At 46.9% G+C, this 17441-nt stretch carries 10 protein-coding genes; 6 read left to right on the forward strand and 4 right to left on the reverse strand.

The features are described from left to right. The first annotated feature begins 14 nt into the window (after nucleotides 1-14). From A8C56_RS22035 to A8C56_RS22045, 3 genes are all read left to right on the forward strand, one after another. A complete protein-coding gene (locus A8C56_RS22035) occupies nucleotides 15-7997 on the forward strand; it encodes a GH36-type glycosyl hydrolase domain-containing protein (RefSeq protein WP_245645653.1) in 7983 nt (2660 codons plus the stop codon). Between the two features lie 183 nt (nucleotides 7998-8180). Next, nucleotides 8181-10388, forward strand: coding sequence for an alpha-galactosidase (locus tag A8C56_RS22040; RefSeq protein WP_084490346.1), 2208 nt, complete (start codon nucleotides 8181-8183; stop codon nucleotides 10386-10388). A 478-nt stretch (nucleotides 10389-10866) separates the two neighbouring features. Beyond that, nucleotides 10867-11103, forward strand: coding sequence for a hypothetical protein (locus A8C56_RS22045; protein ID WP_157098065.1), 237 nt, complete (start codon nucleotides 10867-10869; stop codon nucleotides 11101-11103). Between the two features lie 11 nt (nucleotides 11104-11114). On the opposite strand, the gene A8C56_RS22050 is transcribed toward A8C56_RS22045, so the two are convergent. Continuing rightward, the gene (locus A8C56_RS22050; RefSeq protein WP_157098066.1) at nucleotides 11115-11591 is read right to left on the reverse strand and encodes an SgcJ/EcaC family oxidoreductase; all 477 of its coding nucleotides are present in this window, start codon (nucleotides 11589-11591) and stop codon (nucleotides 11115-11117) included. A gap of 75 nt (nucleotides 11592-11666) precedes the next feature. On the opposite strand from A8C56_RS22050, the gene A8C56_RS22055 reads away from it, so the two are divergent. After that, complete coding sequence (locus A8C56_RS22055) at nucleotides 11667-14066, forward strand: alpha/beta hydrolase family protein (RefSeq protein ID WP_067760747.1); 2400 nt, start codon at nucleotides 11667-11669, stop codon at nucleotides 14064-14066. 133 nt (nucleotides 14067-14199) lie between these two features. Here A8C56_RS22055 and A8C56_RS22060 read toward each other — a convergent pair whose 3' ends face one another. Together A8C56_RS22060 and A8C56_RS22065 are read right to left on the reverse strand one after the other, a co-directional pair. Beyond that, the gene (locus A8C56_RS22060; protein ID WP_067760749.1) at nucleotides 14200-14514 is read right to left on the reverse strand and encodes a putative quinol monooxygenase; all 315 of its coding nucleotides are present in this window, start codon (nucleotides 14512-14514) and stop codon (nucleotides 14200-14202) included. Between the two features lie 65 nt (nucleotides 14515-14579). Next, nucleotides 14580-15101, reverse strand: coding sequence for a dihydrofolate reductase family protein (locus A8C56_RS22065; protein ID WP_169818824.1), 522 nt, complete (start codon nucleotides 15099-15101; stop codon nucleotides 14580-14582). A gap of 82 nt (nucleotides 15102-15183) precedes the next feature. Here A8C56_RS22065 and A8C56_RS22070 point away from each other — a divergent pair, with 82 nt between their 5' ends. Beyond that, entirely contained in the window at nucleotides 15184-15570 is a 387-nt protein-coding gene (locus A8C56_RS22070) for a winged helix-turn-helix transcriptional regulator (RefSeq protein ID WP_067760753.1), read from the forward strand. Nucleotides 15571-15657: 87 nt separating this feature from the next. On the opposite strand, the gene A8C56_RS22075 is transcribed toward A8C56_RS22070, so the two are convergent. Beyond that, nucleotides 15658-16140, reverse strand: a complete 483-nt coding sequence (locus A8C56_RS22075; protein ID WP_067760755.1) for a GNAT family N-acetyltransferase — start codon at nucleotides 16138-16140, stop codon at nucleotides 15658-15660. A 213-nt stretch (nucleotides 16141-16353) separates the two neighbouring features. On the opposite strand from A8C56_RS22075, the gene A8C56_RS22080 reads away from it, so the two are divergent. Beyond that, entirely contained in the window at nucleotides 16354-17391 is a 1038-nt protein-coding gene (locus A8C56_RS22080; RefSeq protein WP_067760756.1) for a nucleoid-associated protein, read from the forward strand. Nucleotides 17392-17441: the final 50 nt, after the last annotated feature.

Raw genomic sequence — 17441 nt, forward strand, 5'->3', positions numbered from 1 at the left:
TTGTCATTGCGGAAATGGCAAAGTCCCATCTGAACCTGGATAGTGCCTTTGTTGCGGAATTTATACGTCGCCTGCAGGGAAAAGGGCAGGGGCTGGGAATGCCTTTAACATGGCTGGAAGACCGGTTGGTGGAAGCCGGAACTTCTTCTATTGAACTGGTCAGTATTGAAAACCAGAAACAAGCTTCTGACCAGGTTTCCATAAGGAACTCCGTTGAAAGCATCCGTCTTATAAAAAGTACCGACTGGCGGAAATTTGTTGAAAGTGTCAGCGCCGTGGAAAAAATCCTCCGTACAGATATTGACGGAATATATGAACAAATGGATTTTACCACAAGAGACCGCTACCGGCATGTTGTTGAGTGGATCGGTAAGTACAGCCGCTATGAGGAATACCAGGTAGCGCAGATGGCCATTGACCTTGCAAAAGAAAGCGCTGAAAAGAACGAAGCGCCCCGGAAACATCATGTAGGCTATTACCTTGTTCATGAGAGCGGGCAGAAAGTGCTGATAAAAAAATCGGAGATGCGCATAACTGCCAGTCACCGGTTTAAGAAGATCTTAAAATATAACCGCCTGTTATCTTATGTGGGCTCGGCCATTATCATTACCCTTTTGCTGAACAGTTGGGTTGGCATACACGCCTGGCAGCATGGGGCACATTCCTGGTGGGCTGCTGCTTTGGGAGCGGCCGGTTTTATTGCTTTAAGCCAGGCTATCATTATCCTGGTCAACTGGATCTCTACCATAATTGTACACCCCAGGCCATTGCCTAAAATGGATTTTTCTGAAGGCATCCCGGAGTCGTACAGTACATTGATAGCGGTACCCAGCATGCTTACCAATATACATGGCATTGATGAACTGGTGGAAGAGCTGGAGGTCCGTTACCTGGCAAATCTTGAAGACAACCTGTATTTTGCCCTTGTAACCGATTTTTCAGATGCGCCGCAGGAACATATGCCACAGGACGAGCAGTTGGTAACCCATGCAAAAAAACTGATAGAAGACCTGAATGCGCGTTATGTAAGGGAAGCCGGTACAGGCAGTAAATTTTTTCTGTTTCACCGCCCAAGAAAATGGAACGCAGGTGAAAATGTATGGATGGGACTGGAAAGGAAACGGGGCAAGCTGGCAGAGCTCAATAGCTTTTTAAGGAAAACAGGCCACGATGATTTTTCAGAAATTGTTGGCGACACTTCTTCTTTGAATAATATCAAATATATTATTACACTGGATGCTGACACCCAGCTTCCGAGGGAAGCTGCCTGGAAACTGATCGCCGCCATGGCGCATCCTTTAAACCAGCCGGTAATCAGCAAACACGGCACAAGGGTTATTGACGGGTACGGAATTTTACAACCCCGGGCTTCGGTAACCATTCCCAAAACCAACAGCAGCTACTATGCTAAAATGCATAGCAATGATTCAGGGCTGGACCCTTATACCCAACTGGTTTCAGATGTTTACCAGGATCTTTTTTCCGAAGGCTCTTTTGTAGGAAAAGGCATTTATGATATCGATGTTTTTGAACAGGTGCTGGGCAATGCATTTCCGCCCAACCGCATCTTAAGCCACGACCTGCTGGAAGGTTCTTATGTGCGCTCCGGTCTCCTGACAGATGTGGAGTTGTTTGAAGATTACCCCGAAACCTACTGGGCAGACATCAGCCGGCGCCACCGCTGGATAAGAGGCGACTGGCAGATCGCCAGTTGGGGCACGCCGATAGTGCCGGGAAGAGAGAATAAGCTTAAACGGAACTTTATTTCCAGCCTTTCGCGCTGGAAGATATGGGACAACCTGCGCAGGAGCCTGGTACAGCCCGCAACAGTGCTGTTCCTGATCATCGGGTGGGCATTTGTGCCACAACCTCAGCTATGGACACTTTTACTGGTTGCCGCATGGCTACTTCCTCTGGCAGCAACAACCTTATGGCAACTATTGCACCGCCCGGAAAGCATGAGTTACAGAGCTCACCTCGGTGAAGTAAAAGATCATATAACATCGGGGTTAATACATCTTATTTTTAGTGTTGCCTGTCTCCCGTTTGAGGCAGTGAAAAACCTGGATGCCATCCTGCGTTCCAACTGGCGCATGCTTTTATCACACCGGAAATTACTGCAGTGGACCCCTTCAAAAGTATCCGGTAAAAAGAAAAAGAACCTGGCCGAAGCCTATCTTTATATGTGGCCCTCTGTACTTATTCCGGGGGGAATCATCGTTCTGCTGTTCTTTTTTAAGGTACATGCACTTGCGGTTGCCGCGCCGATCCTGGTTTTATGGCTGTTTGGCCCTGCTATTGCGTGGTGGGTAAGCAAGCCTGCTGAACGGAAAATAACAGAGCTTTCTTTAAAGAATCGCACCACCCTGCGCTTTTATGCCCGTAAAACCTGGGCTTATTTTGAAGACTTTGTTATAGCCGCAGATAACTGGCTGCCGCCGGACAACTATCAGGAGCAGCCAATAACATCTCTGGCCCACAGGACCTCACCAACAAATATAGGACTGGCGTTATTGTCCAATTTATCTGCATACGATTTTGGCTATTTATCACCGCAGAAATTAATAGAAAGAACCGGGAACACATTTAAGACCCTTGCGTTAATGGAGCGTTACAGAGGGCATTTTTATAACTGGTACGATACGATGTCATTGGTGCCCCTGTATCCCAAATACATTTCTATGGTAGACAGTGGCAATTTTGTAGCCGGCCTGATAGTATTAAAGCAGGGATTGGACGAATTACAAAATGAAAAAATCCTTACGGTACAACATATGGCAGGCTTACAGGATACGCTGTCCGTTATCAAAAGCACGGTCGATAAAAAGAATGTGCCTTCCATAGAGGAAATGGAGTCCATCATCTATCCTTTGCAGGAACAGGCAGCCTTTTCGATTCCAAAAGTTTTTACGGCGTTCAGGCAACTTGCCGAGAAGACCAGGGCGCTCCAAACAGCAAAAGACATCAGCGAAAGCACAGAAGCCACAGAATGGGTCAATCGTTTTGAGAACCAGCTGCAGGACCTTCGGGATTGTATGGAACAATTTTGCGGGTGGGCGCACCAGTTGCCGCTTCCGGATAAATTCAGCATGCTAAGGGTGCTTGAAACCTTTCCGTCATTTAAGGAACTGCTGAACTATGAAAGAACAATCCCGCAGCTGATCAGTGAATACACGGGACTGACGAATGAAGAACAGGAGCTCCTGAACCCCTTGTTGGAGGCGGTACAAACAGCTGCAGCCAATGCAAAAGCATTCTTGTCTGTAGTTGTGCAGCAGCAGAATGACTGTCAGGAATTTGCTGCTATTGATTATAGTTTCCTTTACAATAAAACGCAAAACCTGTTTCATATTGGCTATAATGTTAGCGAAGATGTAGCAGATAAGAGCTTTTACGATATGCTGGCTTCAGAAGCAAGACTGGGCATTTATGCTGCCATTGCGCAGGGAAAGATCCCTCAGGCTGCATGGTTTTCTCTGGGCCGGCTGGTAACCAACCTGGGCAGTGATCCTGTATTGCTTTCCTGGAGCGGCTCCATGTTTGAATACCTGATGCCGCAGATGCTGATGCCGGTATATGAAAACACCCTGCTGGAACGCACCAGTAAAGGTGCTGTACGCAACCAGATCAGTTACGGCAATAAGAATAATGTGCCCTGGGGCATTTCAGAGTCGGGTTATAACCTGGTAGATACCAGCCTGCATTACCAGTATCAATCCTTTGGTGTACCAGGGTTGGGATTGAAAAGAGGCCTGGCCAATGACCTGGTCATTGCGCCGTATGCAACGGCAATGGCCTTAATGGTAGATCCGTCTGTTGCATTCGACAACCTGAGAACGCTTTCCCAGAAAGGGTTTGAAGGAAAGTACGGCTTTTATGAAGCCATTGACTATACGCCTTCAAGAATGCCCCGCGGCCAGTCGCATGCTATAATAAAATCATTTATGGTGCATCACCTGGGCATGAGCTTCCTTTCCTTTGCCTATGTGCTGCTCGATAAAAAAATGCAGGAGCGTTTTCAGCGGGATCCGCAGTTCCAGTCGGCGCTCCTCCTGCTACAGGAAAAAGCGCCGCGCACCACTAATTTCTATTCCCATACAGAAGAAGAGGGCGACCGTCAAACGATCTCTCATGAATCGCATATGAGAGTATTGACAACGCCAAACACCCCGGTGCCTGAGGTACAACTATTATCCAACGGCAGGTACTGTCTGGTGATATCCAATAGCGGCGGTGGATACAGCCGGTGGAAGAATATTGCCTTATACCGGTGGAGAGAGGATAGCACGCTGGACAACTGGGGCGTTTTTTGCTATATTAAAGATCTGCAGACCGGTGAGTTCTGGTCAAATACCTATCAGCCCACGCTGAAAAAGAGTAAAACATATGAGACCATTTTCTCACAGGGGCATGTGGAATTCCGCCGCACTGATGGGCCTATTGAAACAAAAACAGACGTGGTGGTATCTCCGGAAGATGACGTGGAGATCCGGCGCATAACCATTGCCAACCGCTCCTCTTCTGTAAAAACAATTGAAGTCACCAGCTATTGTGAGGTAGTGATCACGGATCAGGCAGCCGATGAAGCCCACCCGGCATTCAGCAACCTGTTTGTACAAACCGCTATAGAGGAAAATCAGAACGCCATCCTTTGTTCACGCAGGCCAAGAGCAAAGAACGAAACGCCTCCATGGATGTTCCATACTTTGATCTTACAGGGCACAAAATCCGAGGAGATCTCTTATGAAACCGACCGGATGCGGTTTATCGGCCGCGGCCAATCGATAGCTAATCCTGCAGCACTGCAGCAAAACGGCGTTTTATCCGGCACACAGGGCTCCGTTCTGGACCCTATTGCATCCGTACGCTATAAGATCACTTTAAAGCCCAGGCAATACGTTACGGTTGACCTGATGCTGGGCATTGCAGAATCAAAAGAGCAATGTGCCGGCCTGCTGATGAAATACCAGGATCGTTATATCCGTAACCGCGTATTTGAACTGGCATGGACGCATAGCCAGGTTTTGCTGCATCAGATCAATGCCACAGAGGTAGAGGCGCAATTGTACAACTCCATTGCAGGCTCTATTATTTATGCCAATAGTAATTTCCGTGCAGCTCCTTCTGTAATAGAAAGCAACCTGAAAGGGCAATCCGGGTTATGGAGTTATGCTATATCAGGAGACCTGCCCATTGTATTAGTGCGCGTAAAGGATAGTGATAATATTGATTTGGTAAAACAATTGATAAAAGCGCATTCCTATTGGGCTTTAAAAGGTTTAAAGGTGGATCTTGTTATCTGGAACGACGATTTTGGCTCTTATCGCCAGGTCTTCCACGATCAGATCATTGGTTTTATTACTGCCACAAGCGGCGGTGTGTTAGACCAGCCCGGCGGTATCTTTGTCCGTGCCGGAGACCAGATCTCCAATGAAGACCGCATCCTGTTCCAAACCGTGGCCCGCTTAATCTTTGACGATGAGAAAGGTACATTGGCAGAACAGGTGCTGAAGAAGAAATCGCCCAAAGGACTGCCGGCAGCATTTACAGCCCAGCCACAGGATTTTGAAACTGATCCTTCAAAAACCGTCACCCTTCCGGATGGCTTATTGTTCAATAATGGTACCGGCGGGTTTACACAGGATGGAAAAGAATATATTTTAATAACAGACCAGCAAAGAAAATCTCCGGCCCCGTGGTGCAATATCATCGCAAACAGGGAGGTAGGCTCCATGCTCTCAGAAAGCGGATCTGCCTATACCTGGGTAGAGAATGCCCAGTCCTTTCGGTTAACGCCCTGGCAAAACGATCCGGTATCTGATAAATGTGGCGAGGCCTGGTATATCCGCGACGAAGAATCGGGCACATTCTGGTCTCCCACACCATTGCCCAAACCGGGAAGAAATGCTTATATAACAAGGCATGGCTTTGGGTATTCTGTTTATGAGCATATCAACAACGACATATTTTCCCAGCTGTGGGTCTATGCAGATGTGGAGCTGCCCGTAAAATATGTGGTATTAAAACTCCGTAACCTTGGCAGTCATCACAGGAAGCTATCTGCCACAGGCTATGTAGAATGGGTTTTGGGAGACGCGGTTCAAAAGAATAAGCTATTTGTAGTGGCAGACAAAGATCCGGTTACCAGTGTGCTTTTTGTCAGGAACCGCTATAATACTGCTTTTGCCGACAGGGTTGTTTTTTTTGATGTAGATGGTAATGAAAAAAGCCTGACTTGTGATCGTGTGGAATTTATCGGCAGGAACGGTTCCCTTGCCAATCCGGATGCAATGCTGCGCAAGCAGTTGTCCGGCAGAACCGGTGCGGGCCTTGATCCCTGCACTGCCTTACAGGTAATTGTAAACCTTCCTCCGGAGGAAGAACGGGAAGTGATCTTCAGGATCGGTGCCGGGAAGAATGAAGAAGAAACCAGAGCATTGGTTGAAAAAATAAAAGGTAGTGTTTTTGCTCATGAGGCACAATCAAAAGTACACAATCAATGGAATCATATTTTAAGTGCCGTTACTGTTAAAACCCCGGATGATGCCATGAATGTGATCACCAATGGCTGGCTGGTATACCAGGCCCTTGCCTGCCGTGTTTGGGGAAGAAGCGGTTTTTACCAATCTGGTGGAGCCTTTGGTTTCCGCGATCAGTTACAGGATGTATTAGCATTGATGCATACAACGCCCCAGGTTACAAGGGAACAGATCGTACTGGCTGCTTCAAGACAGTTCCGGGAAGGTGATGTGCAGCACTGGTGGCACCCGCCTACAGGCCGCGGTGTGCGCACCCGGTGTTCTGATGACTACCTGTGGCTGCCTTATGTAACCGCCCGGTACATTACAGCAACGGGAGATACGGAAGTGCTGAACCAATATATTTCCTTTATTGACGGCCGTCCTCTGCGCCCGGATGAAGAATCCTATTATGATTTACCTGTGTTCCTGAATCACTGGGAAACACTGTACAACCACTGCAAATATTCTATCCGTAACGGGCTCAGGTTCGGTGCAAACGGGTTGCCGCTGATTGGTTCCGGCGACTGGAATGATGGTATGGACAAAGTAGGTGCGGAGGGCAAGGGGGAAAGCGTTTGGCTGGCTTTTTTCCTGTATGATGTGCTCATCCATTTTGAAACGATTGCCAGGAACTATGGAGACAATGATTTCAGTGAACAATGCCGGACAGAAGCTGAAAAACTCAAAGAAAATATTCATAAAAATGCATGGGATGGTGACTGGTACCGCCGGGCTTATTTTGATGACGGCACCCCGTTGGGCTCAAAGATCAACGAGGAATGCAAGATCGACGCCATTTCCCAAAGCTGGTCAGTATTGTCCGGCGGCGGCGAAGCGGAGAGAAGCGGGCAGGGTATGCGTTCCTTAAATGAATACCTGATTGACCGTAAGAACGGGGTCATCAAACTGCTCACGCCTCCCTTTGATCAATCAGATCTGTATCCCGGCTATATAAAAGGCTATGTGCCAGGAGTGCGTGAAAACGGAGGGCAATATACTCACGCGGCTATCTGGACCATTATGGCCTTTGCTGCTATGAAAGACAAAGCGCGTGTTTGGGAATTGTTCTCAATGGTGAACCCGGTGAATCATGCTTTGAATCCGGAACAGGTACAGCAATATAAAGTGGAACCTTATGTAATGGCTGCAGATGTGTATGGGGCTCCGCCCCACGAAGGCCGGGGAGGGTGGACCTGGTATACGGGTTCTGCGGGATGGACCTACCAGTTGGCTATTGGCTCCATTTTAGGCATTCAGCGTGTTAACGATCAACTGTACCTCAATCCCTGTATCCCTGATGAATGGGCCGGCTATGAGCTCCGGTACCGTTTTGGCAATACGTTTTATCATCTGCACATAAAAAATATAAAAAAAGACGGAACTGTTCACTTTATTCAAAACGGAAATGCAGTGGCAGAAGCATTTATTAAACTGATAGATGACGGGCAGGAGCATCATGTAGAGGTAGAGATCTGATGGTAGTGTGTAAAGCAGTGCCGGCTCCGGCAGACAATATCCTTTCCTGTGGGGTATTATGATGTTTGCCCTGCAATTTGTCTGTTAGCGATTTTATACCGGCTTGCTAAAGAGGCTGAATAGTCAGGATAATTTAAGAGGGATAAGTATTTTCGTATAATAAGGCTTTTAAAAAATAAGAGTATGTACTACCTAGGAACAATAATGACGGTTGCCCTGCTTTTTTTCTTTGCTATAACGCGCACCAATGCCCAGAAAACCACGATCCCTGTAGAAACAGAACATGTGGCAGTTGTATTGCAAACTGATAAAGACCATCATCTGAAAATCATTCATACCGGCAAAACGCTGGCTGCAAAAACAGAGTATGAGCTGGCTGCTTCGGCCTATCATTTATCCGGGCCGGGGATCGGCTCCAATAATAATGCCTTTACAGCCGCCGGAACGGATAATAATTTTGTAGAACCGGCTATTGCTGTGGTACACGCAGACGGAAATAACTCCCTGGATCTCCGTTATGAAAAAAATACGGTAACCACTACCCCCGATGGTGCCACACTGACCACCGTTACGTTAAAAGATGCTGTTTATCCTTTTTATGTAGACCTGTTCTTTAAAGCCTGGAAAAAAGAAGACGTTATTGAACAATGGAGTGGCATCCGTCATACAGAAAAAGGCAATGTGCTGTTAAATAAATATGCATCCGCCAATCTGTACTTTTTTGGGAAGGATTATTACCTCACCAGCTATAACGGGGAGTGGGCAAAAGAAATGCAGCCGGAACTGACACAGCTAAAACAGGGCATGCATACCATTGAATCAAGACTGGGAACCAGAGAAAACCTCATAGGCTCTCCCAATTTTATGCTGGCGATGGACCATCCGGCTACCGAAACAACCGGAACCGTCTTATTGGGGCAATTAGCCTGGAATGGTAATTATTCCATCCAGCTGGAAACGGATGCGCATAAAAAGATGCACCTGGTAGCCGGCATCAATCCTTACCAGTCTGCTTACCAGTTAAAGCCCGGCACTCCTTTTGAAACACCCCGTTTTGTTTATACCCTTTCCTTCAACGGTACCGGCACCGGTAGCCGCAACCTGCAAAGCTGGTTAAGAGATCATCAGTTGCTGGATGGTAAAGGAGAGCGCTTTACTTTATTAAATAACTGGGAAGCCACTTATTTTGATTTTGACCAGGAAAAACTGGCAGGCCTATTTAAAGGAGCCAAAGACCTGGGCGTGGATCTGTTCCTTTTAGATGATGGCTGGTTTGGCAATAAGTATCCGAGAAATAATGATAAGGCCGGATTGGGTGACTGGCAGGAGAATAAAAAGAAACTGCCGGATGGGATTCCCTACCTGGTAGAAGAAGCTGGTAAGCAAGGCGTGAAATTTGGTATCTGGATCGAGCCGGAGATGGTGAACCCCAAAAGCGAGTTATATGAAAAGCACCTGGATTGGGTATTGCGTGAGGAACAGCGGCCGGAGATCTATTTCCGTAACCAACTGGTGCTGGATCTGACCAACCCGGAAGTACAGGATTTTGTTTTCGGCATTGTTGACAATTTGTTTAAGAAGAACCCGAAGCTCGCTTTTATAAAATGGGATTGTAATTCGCCCGTTTTTAACGGACATTCCAGATACCTGGAGAAAAACAAAATACCCCAATCGCATTTATGGGTAGAGTATACCCGCGGACTGGAAAAAGTACTACAGCGCATCCGTGCCAAATATCCGAAAGTGCCCATGATGCTTTGCTCCGGCGGTGGTGGCAGAACCGATTATGGCCTGCTGAAATATTTTACGGAATTCTGGCTAAGCGATGACACCGATCCGCTGGAACGCGTATTTATCCAATGGAATTATTCCTATTATTATCCTGCCATTACCATGTGCAATCACGTAACCGAATGGGGCAAGCAACCGCTGAAATACAGGGTAGACGTAGCTTCTATGGGGAAACTGGGTTTTGATATCAAAGCCAATGAGCTAAAACCGGAAGATATGGCTTTCTGCAAAGAAGCCATTAAAAACTACAACGGGTTTAAGGATATTGTATGGCATGGAGACCTGTACCGGTTAAAAGATCCCTATGAAACAGACATTGCTTCCCTGCTGTTTTTGAACAGGGAGCAGACAAAAGGCATCGTTTTTAATTATTTAACCAACTGGCGGTATGTTGGTGATCCTGCTCTGGATCCGGTAAAATTCCAGGGACTGGATCCCAATAAGCAATACCGCATAAAAGAACTGAATCTTTACGGCGGTCAGAAATCCACTATTGATACCAAAAAAACCTACAGTGGCGACTATTTAATGAACATAGGCTTTAACCCGAATGTATCGCTGCGCCGGTCCAGTGTAGTGTTAAGCATTGAAGCGATTTAGCGGGAAGCTATAAGTAAAAACTAAAAGTTGAGCACAAGAAATTTATTTCAATAAGCAATGCCGTGCTGAGCTTGCCAAAGCATGGGTCCATTGTAAAATCACTCTTCGTCATGCTGCCAATGACAGATGTGTTATTGTATTGAAAATCAATGCTTCTTATTGTTATACCGTTCCGATAGTTCGGAATTGTTTTGGCATCTATCTATCACTCCCTGGACCCTGAACAGGAGTAGACCCTGAAATACCCCGAACATTCGGGGCAGGGTGACCATAAGCGTATTTGTCATCACCTCATCCGAACTTTCGGATGATTAGGCCCCTATAGAAAACTCAGAGTGACATTATTTTTGGACCGTTCCGTGCTTTCACTGACGTGGTTTGTGTTCGTACAAACCCAATCAACGCTGTATTATATATTATAGTTACCGTAAAACAGGCAAAAAATACCGTACTCTTACGGTACTTTTCAGCCGGAGCATTGCTGTACTTTGTACAGGAAATAAAAAAGGCCCCGGCCTCCCTGAACAATCATAATCATCAATGGTACCGGGGCAATACCTGTAAAATAGATAAATCAGCCATCATGTCTGTTAAGAACGAATTACAGCTTAAGCATAGAAAGAACGGATACCTGCAATTCCTGGGAATCTTTTTCATCTGCGGCGTTGGGATCACCGTATTGCTTTTTATTTATATGCTGTTGCAGCTGGTATAAATAAGATCGGGTCAGGTATTTTTAAACTGCCCGTAATTCACGGCGGTTACACGCCCATCCGGGGTCCTTACAAAGGTTTCCATACCATCCAATACCTCTGTATTTTGCGCCGCATGGCACATCCAGCGGTCGCCCTCTTTTTTTACCACAAACAGGAAAAGCGTCTTCCTTGTTTGTGGTTGCAGACCGCTATTCAGAGGTGTTTGATCCGTCAGCCGCATACGGGCATGCACAAAAGCAATCGATTCACTAAGGTAATGTACCTTTGTGCTTGTCAGCTCCAGGTGCGATCGGTTAAAGATCACTTTCAGCCCATAATCATGCGCCTTAAAAATCGCCTCCCTGCTATGCCACCAAAGACCGGTCACGTTTATAAATTCAGCATCTTTAACAAACAGTTCCGCCAGCTTTCCTGCATCATACCGGTTCCAGGCTGCTGCAAACAATTGCGGTACGCTTCCGGGTTGGCTTAAATCAATTGCATCCATGATACGTGCTTTTTTATAATGACTTTCCCCGGAAATTTACTACATTCGGCACAGTCATACCAAAATCTCCCAAAAATGAACAAAAGCTTATTCTTCTTTTTCTTTTCCTTTTGCATTTTTACCAAAATAACCGCCCAGGACAATATCCCCTACCAGAAGCCCCCCGCTGTTATTGAAAAATTATTACTCGCCACCTTCAATCCCGGTGTCAGTTTTAACGACGATGGTTCCTGGATGGTCCTCATGCAGCGCAGCGCCGGTCCCACTGTGGAAGACCTCGCGCAGCCGGAGCTCCGGATCGCCGGGCTGCGTATTAATCCCGCCAATTTCAGTCCCAGCAGGGGCAGCTATTATACCGGCCTCACGTTAAAAAATGTGGGCACCGGAAAAGAAGTTGCCATTAGCGGACTACCGGAGCCATTAAGAGCCTCCTCTGTTTCCTGGAACCGCGCGGGTGATAAACTGGCCTTCCTGCAGGAAACGCGAACCGCCATCGACCTTTACGTGGTAGACGTAAAAACTGCGAAGGCGGTTAAAATAAACCGCACGCCGCTCAACACGGCCACCGGCAATGATTTCAGCTGGTGGGACAATGACCGGCTGCTCTATCAGGCAACCACGGCCGCTCCCTCGGCCATGCCCCAAAAGCCCGCTGCACCGGACGGACCGGTGATCCAGCAGAACCTGGGTAAAGTGGCCGCCTCCCGCACCTACCAGGATCTCATCAAAAACAAATATGATGAAGCCCTGTTCCGCTTTTTCGCCACATCACAACTCTTGCTCAACAACGGCGGTATGGAAACGCCCATCGGAAAGCCGGACCTGTATGCTTCTATCCAGCTTTCGCCTGATAAAAATTATTTACTGGTAGAGCGCCTCACCGGTGATCTTTCTTATCTGGTGCCTTATTATGGCTTTGCCTCCACCATTGAAGTGTGGGACGCCCAAGGCACACTGGTAAAAACCATCGCAAAAATTCCTTCCTCGGAGCTTGCACCCAGTGGCTTTGATAATGTACTGAACGCACCGCGCGCTCATAACTGGATCGCTACAAAACCCGCCACGCTGGGCTGGATAGAGCCGCTGGACAGTGGCTTTATCAAACACAATGTGCCCAATCACGATCAGTATGTAACCCTCGATGCGCCTTTTACCGCCACGCCGCAAACCGTCGTGGCCACGCCCATGCGCCTGTACAATGTCAGCTTTGTTAATAAGGATATGGCACTGGTAACCCAGGGCTCTTTTGCACAGCAAAAACGCATCTGGCAGCGGCTGGATCTGCAAACCAGAACGCTCACCATTCTTGACGATCGCAGCACCAATGATGCCTATAATAACCCTGGCACACCATTCACCGTAAGGAACGAATACGGGCGCCTGGTACCGCTCATCTACCAGAAAACAAAATTCATCATGAACGCGCAGGGCGCTTCGCCCAAAGGCGATTATCCCTTCGTAGGCACTTTTGATTTTACATCTTTAAAAAAGGAAAAACTGTGGCAGGCAAAAGACCCGTATTATGAAGTGCCGGTAAAACTGCTGCCACAACACAAAGGACTGGCCTTTGTGACCAGCCGCCAGAGCAATACCCAGCCGCCCAATTATTTTATTATAACCGGTAAAAAAGAAACGCCCCTTACCAGCTTCCCGGATCCGCAACCGGAGCTGCGCGATCTTAAAAAAGAAAAAGTCACCTATACCCGCAGGGATGGCATTCAGCTTACGGCCAATGTATATGTGTCAAAAAACTACGATCCGGCAAAGGATGGCAAGCTGCCGGTGATTATTGTGGCCTACCCGCGTGAGTATAAACAGGCTTCCGATGCGGCCCAGGTGCGCGGCAGCAAAAACACGTTCACACAAATCAACTACGGCAGCTTTGTGTTCTTTGCACTGGAAGGGTATGCCATTATGGACAATGCCGAGTTTCCCATTGTGGGCGAGGGTAGCAAGTACCCCAACGATAATTTTGTAGAGCAACTGGCGTGGAACGCCAAAGCCGCCATCGACAAAATTGCTTCCATGGGCATTGGAGATAGTACGCGCGTGGCCGTTGCAGGCCATAGTTATGGTGCGTTTATGACGGCCAATTTACTGGCACATACCCACCTGTTTAAAGCAGGCATTGCGCGCAGCGGGGCCTACAACCGCACCCTTACCCCGTTTGGGTTTCAGAACGAGGAGCGTACCTACTGGCAGGCGCCACAGGTGTACAACCGTATGAGCCCCTTTAGCTATGCAGATAAAATAAAAACGCCGCTGTTGCTCATCCACGGCGAAGCGGATAACAATCCCGGCACCTTCCCCATCCAGAGCGAGCGGCTCTTTAACGCCATTAAGGGGCACGGCGGCACCGTACGTTTTGTGCAATTGCCCTTTGAAGCGCACGGCTATGCCGCCAAAGAAAATCTCCTGCACCTGCTTTGGGAGGAATACCAGTGGCTGGAAAAATATGTAAAAAAAGAAAAATAATTTTTTGGGGCTGTCGGCTGTAGTGCCCGTGGCATCAGCAGTTCCGGCTGCCCATCGGCTACGGGCCATAAAACCTTCGCTACAGACAGCTTTTGTTTCATTCGCAAGCGTTTATAAATGCCTGTATCTTTTTTTAATTTCCCACTATAATCTCACGCCAAAAACCAAACTCAGCCGTTCCGTCAAGAAACTGCTCCGCCGTCTTTAGAAACGTTTGCATGTGCGGTGTCTGCATGTGCGGACCCGTAAAAATAGCTGCGCTATCCCAGTACTCAATAATTAACAATCGTTGCGGGTTCTTTGGATCGTCATGCACACGTATGCCGTGGCAGGCAGGTTCTTTATACATTACCATTTTGATGTTCTCTTCAAGCGCCTGCCTGGCCATATCAACTTTACCGGGTTGAATGGAGCATGTAATTACAACAGTAACCGGGTTGTTATTCATACTATTGCTAAAATTAAATTGTTAAGTGGCATCAATAAGATGAATTTGCTTCGTATAAAAACCAGTTACGATGGCCTTACTATTTCGTAATGCAGCTGAACAGTATGATCGTTTAGTTTTTTTACCTCCAGCAGTTTGAGTTTTACCTCAGCTTCAACCCCTTTTAACAAAGGCAGGCCACTGCCAAAAAGCACAGGCTCCATTACAAAGTAAATATCATCTACTACGCCTGCCTTTACAAACGCGCTTATAGTAGCAGTACCGCCAATAATAACGGCATGGGTGTGGCCCCTTTCTGTAAGCAACTGAACAATCTCAGCAGGATCGGCTTTTGTAAAAACCACCGTTGAATTGTCGGACCTTGCCGCTTCGTTGTTCGTTAACACAACCGTCGTACCTTCATGGGTAAGCGGCAGGTAATCGGGCGCCAGTATATCATAAGTAACCCGGCCCATGATCACGGCTTTGTAGTTTTGACAAATAGCCATCATACCCGCACCATATTCGGGCGACAGCCAATCAGGCACATTTCTTGTATTAGAGATCAACCCGTTTGCAGCCGCGGCTATGTAGATACTAATTTTCATATTTTGTATTTTTGACCGAAGTTCTTTATTCATCCTTTTATAAACAATGACTAACAAAATTGTTAGCCTTCATTTTCCAGTTATGAGAAAAAAGCAATCTTCCAATTATATCAACGAGCAATTTTTGTTTGAGACCTGTGAGCGCAACTCTGCTATCAGCATCGTAAGTGGCCGGTGGAAGTCACAAATTATCTATTATATTTCCCAGGGCAACAACCGCTTTCATCTTTTAAAGCAAAAGCTGCCGGCTATTTCTGAAACAGTACTGGCAAGACAATTAAAAGAGCTGGAATCACACGCCATTTTGGTAAAACGGGAAATGGCGGATACCGTTCCAACCGGCGTAAAATATTTGCTAACCAATAAGGGACTGGATCTGGTCCCGATTTTGGACAGCTTATGTAACTGGGGAAAGACTTATGCAGAAGGAAAGGAAATTTTTGTTCCTGCTGATTCAAACTTGACTTAAAGGAATGGGATGTAGATGCTGACTATCGCCCCATTGTCTTTGTTGCGCAAAAAAAAATTCAGGATGACGATATTTTATGGGTCGTCATCAGCCCAGTTTATAAATAAACTCTTCTATTTCCGCCTGCCGCGCATTGGCAAAACCTTTGTCCTTACCGATCTTTATAAAACCGCATTTCTCCAGAACCCTTTGGGAACCGAAATTGTCAAATGCCACCCGCCCGAGGATAGGCCGCGCCTTTTCAAGCCCCAGGAACTGTTTCAACGCAGTGGTACCGATCCCTTTGCCCCAGAAATTGCGGTCGATCCAGTAGGTGATCTCTGCATCACCTTCCAGTTCAAATTTTGAAATACTGCCGGCGATAATATTGTTCACCAGTATGGTGCGCATATGTACGGTAGGCTCCCTCAGTAATTTTGTATACTTATTTAAGTAGGCTGCTTTATCTGTTGGATCTTTAGGGGTAAAGGCCGCCAGGTGGATCGCTTCTTTATCCAGCTGGAAAATAAAGAACCGTTCCAGGTCAGCAATCACCGTTGGCTGCAATCCTATTTTAGTATCGTTTATCATTTATTAGGTTTTTTGCGGTTTATGTCCCAACCGTACTTGTTGTAACTTTTCCGGCACGTTTGTAATTGGCGAAGATAACATCAACTTATTGCACAATATGTTATTTCCAACCCGATAAACTGGAAGGAAGACCGGTTTCATCAATGATCGACTACAAATCTCCGGTTTCCCGCGTTTTGCATTACTTTGCAGCCGTTTTAAAAGAACAGCAGTATGCAGTATTTTGAGGGATCGGCTATTACCCACATTGCCGTGCATAAAGTGGGCAACCAATCGGAAGACGAGTACCTGACGCTTTCCAAAAAGGAACTGGCGGTGGACCCGGAGGTAAAGGATCTGATGACCCGCTATTTCCTGAACCCCTTTAAGTCAGAAGAATATTTCCAGTTTTACGCCGAGGGGCATATCAGCACCAACGAGGCCTGGAACTATGTTTCCGCCATTTTTGAAAAACCGGAACAAACCCTGGCCCAATCCAAAAACCTGGCCCAGCACCTGTACAACCAGGGAACACATCCTGGCATCAAAGGGGGTGAATTTTATGTAGTGTATTTTAAAGAAGGGTTACTGAACGGAGAAACGGTGGATGCCATCGGGCTGTTCAAATCGGAAAACAAAGAGCCCTTTTTGAAAGTATTTCCCGTGGAAGATGCTTTTGAGGTGGAAAGCGAGGAGGGCATCAACATCAACAAACTGGATAAGGGCTGCATGATCTTTAATACCGACAAAGAGAACGGTTATATTATTTCCATCGTAGATACGAAGAATAAATCGCCGGAAGCCCGCTACTGGACGGATAGTTTCCTGCGGATCCGGCAGCGGCAGGACCAGTATTTTAATACCGAAAGCACCATGGCCCTGTACAAATCCTATGTAGTAGACCATTTACCAGAACAGTACAACGTGACCAAGGCCGACCAGGCCGACCTGCTGAACCGGAGCCTCCAGTTTTTTAAGGAGAAACAGCATTTTGACCAGGAAACCTTTAACAACGAGGTGCTGCACCATAAAGAATACGTGGAAAGCTTTGACCGCTATAAGCAACACTATTCCGCCGAACGGGATATTGAAATAGCAGATAATTTCTCCATCTCCCCTGCAGCCGTAAAGCGGCAGAACCGGGCCTACAAAAGCGTAATTAAACTGGATAAGAATTTCCATATCTATATCCATGGCGACCGGAACATGATCGAGCATGGCGAGGACGATAAAGGCCGGTTTTACAAGTTGTATTTCCACAATGAAGAATAGCTTTAAAAAATTGCTTAAAAGCTAAAACGGCAAGAGCGGTTTGCAAGCGA

It is taken from the genome of Niabella ginsenosidivorans (assembly GCF_001654455.1).
Classification (GTDB): domain Bacteria; phylum Bacteroidota; class Bacteroidia; order Chitinophagales; family Chitinophagaceae; genus Niabella; species Niabella ginsenosidivorans.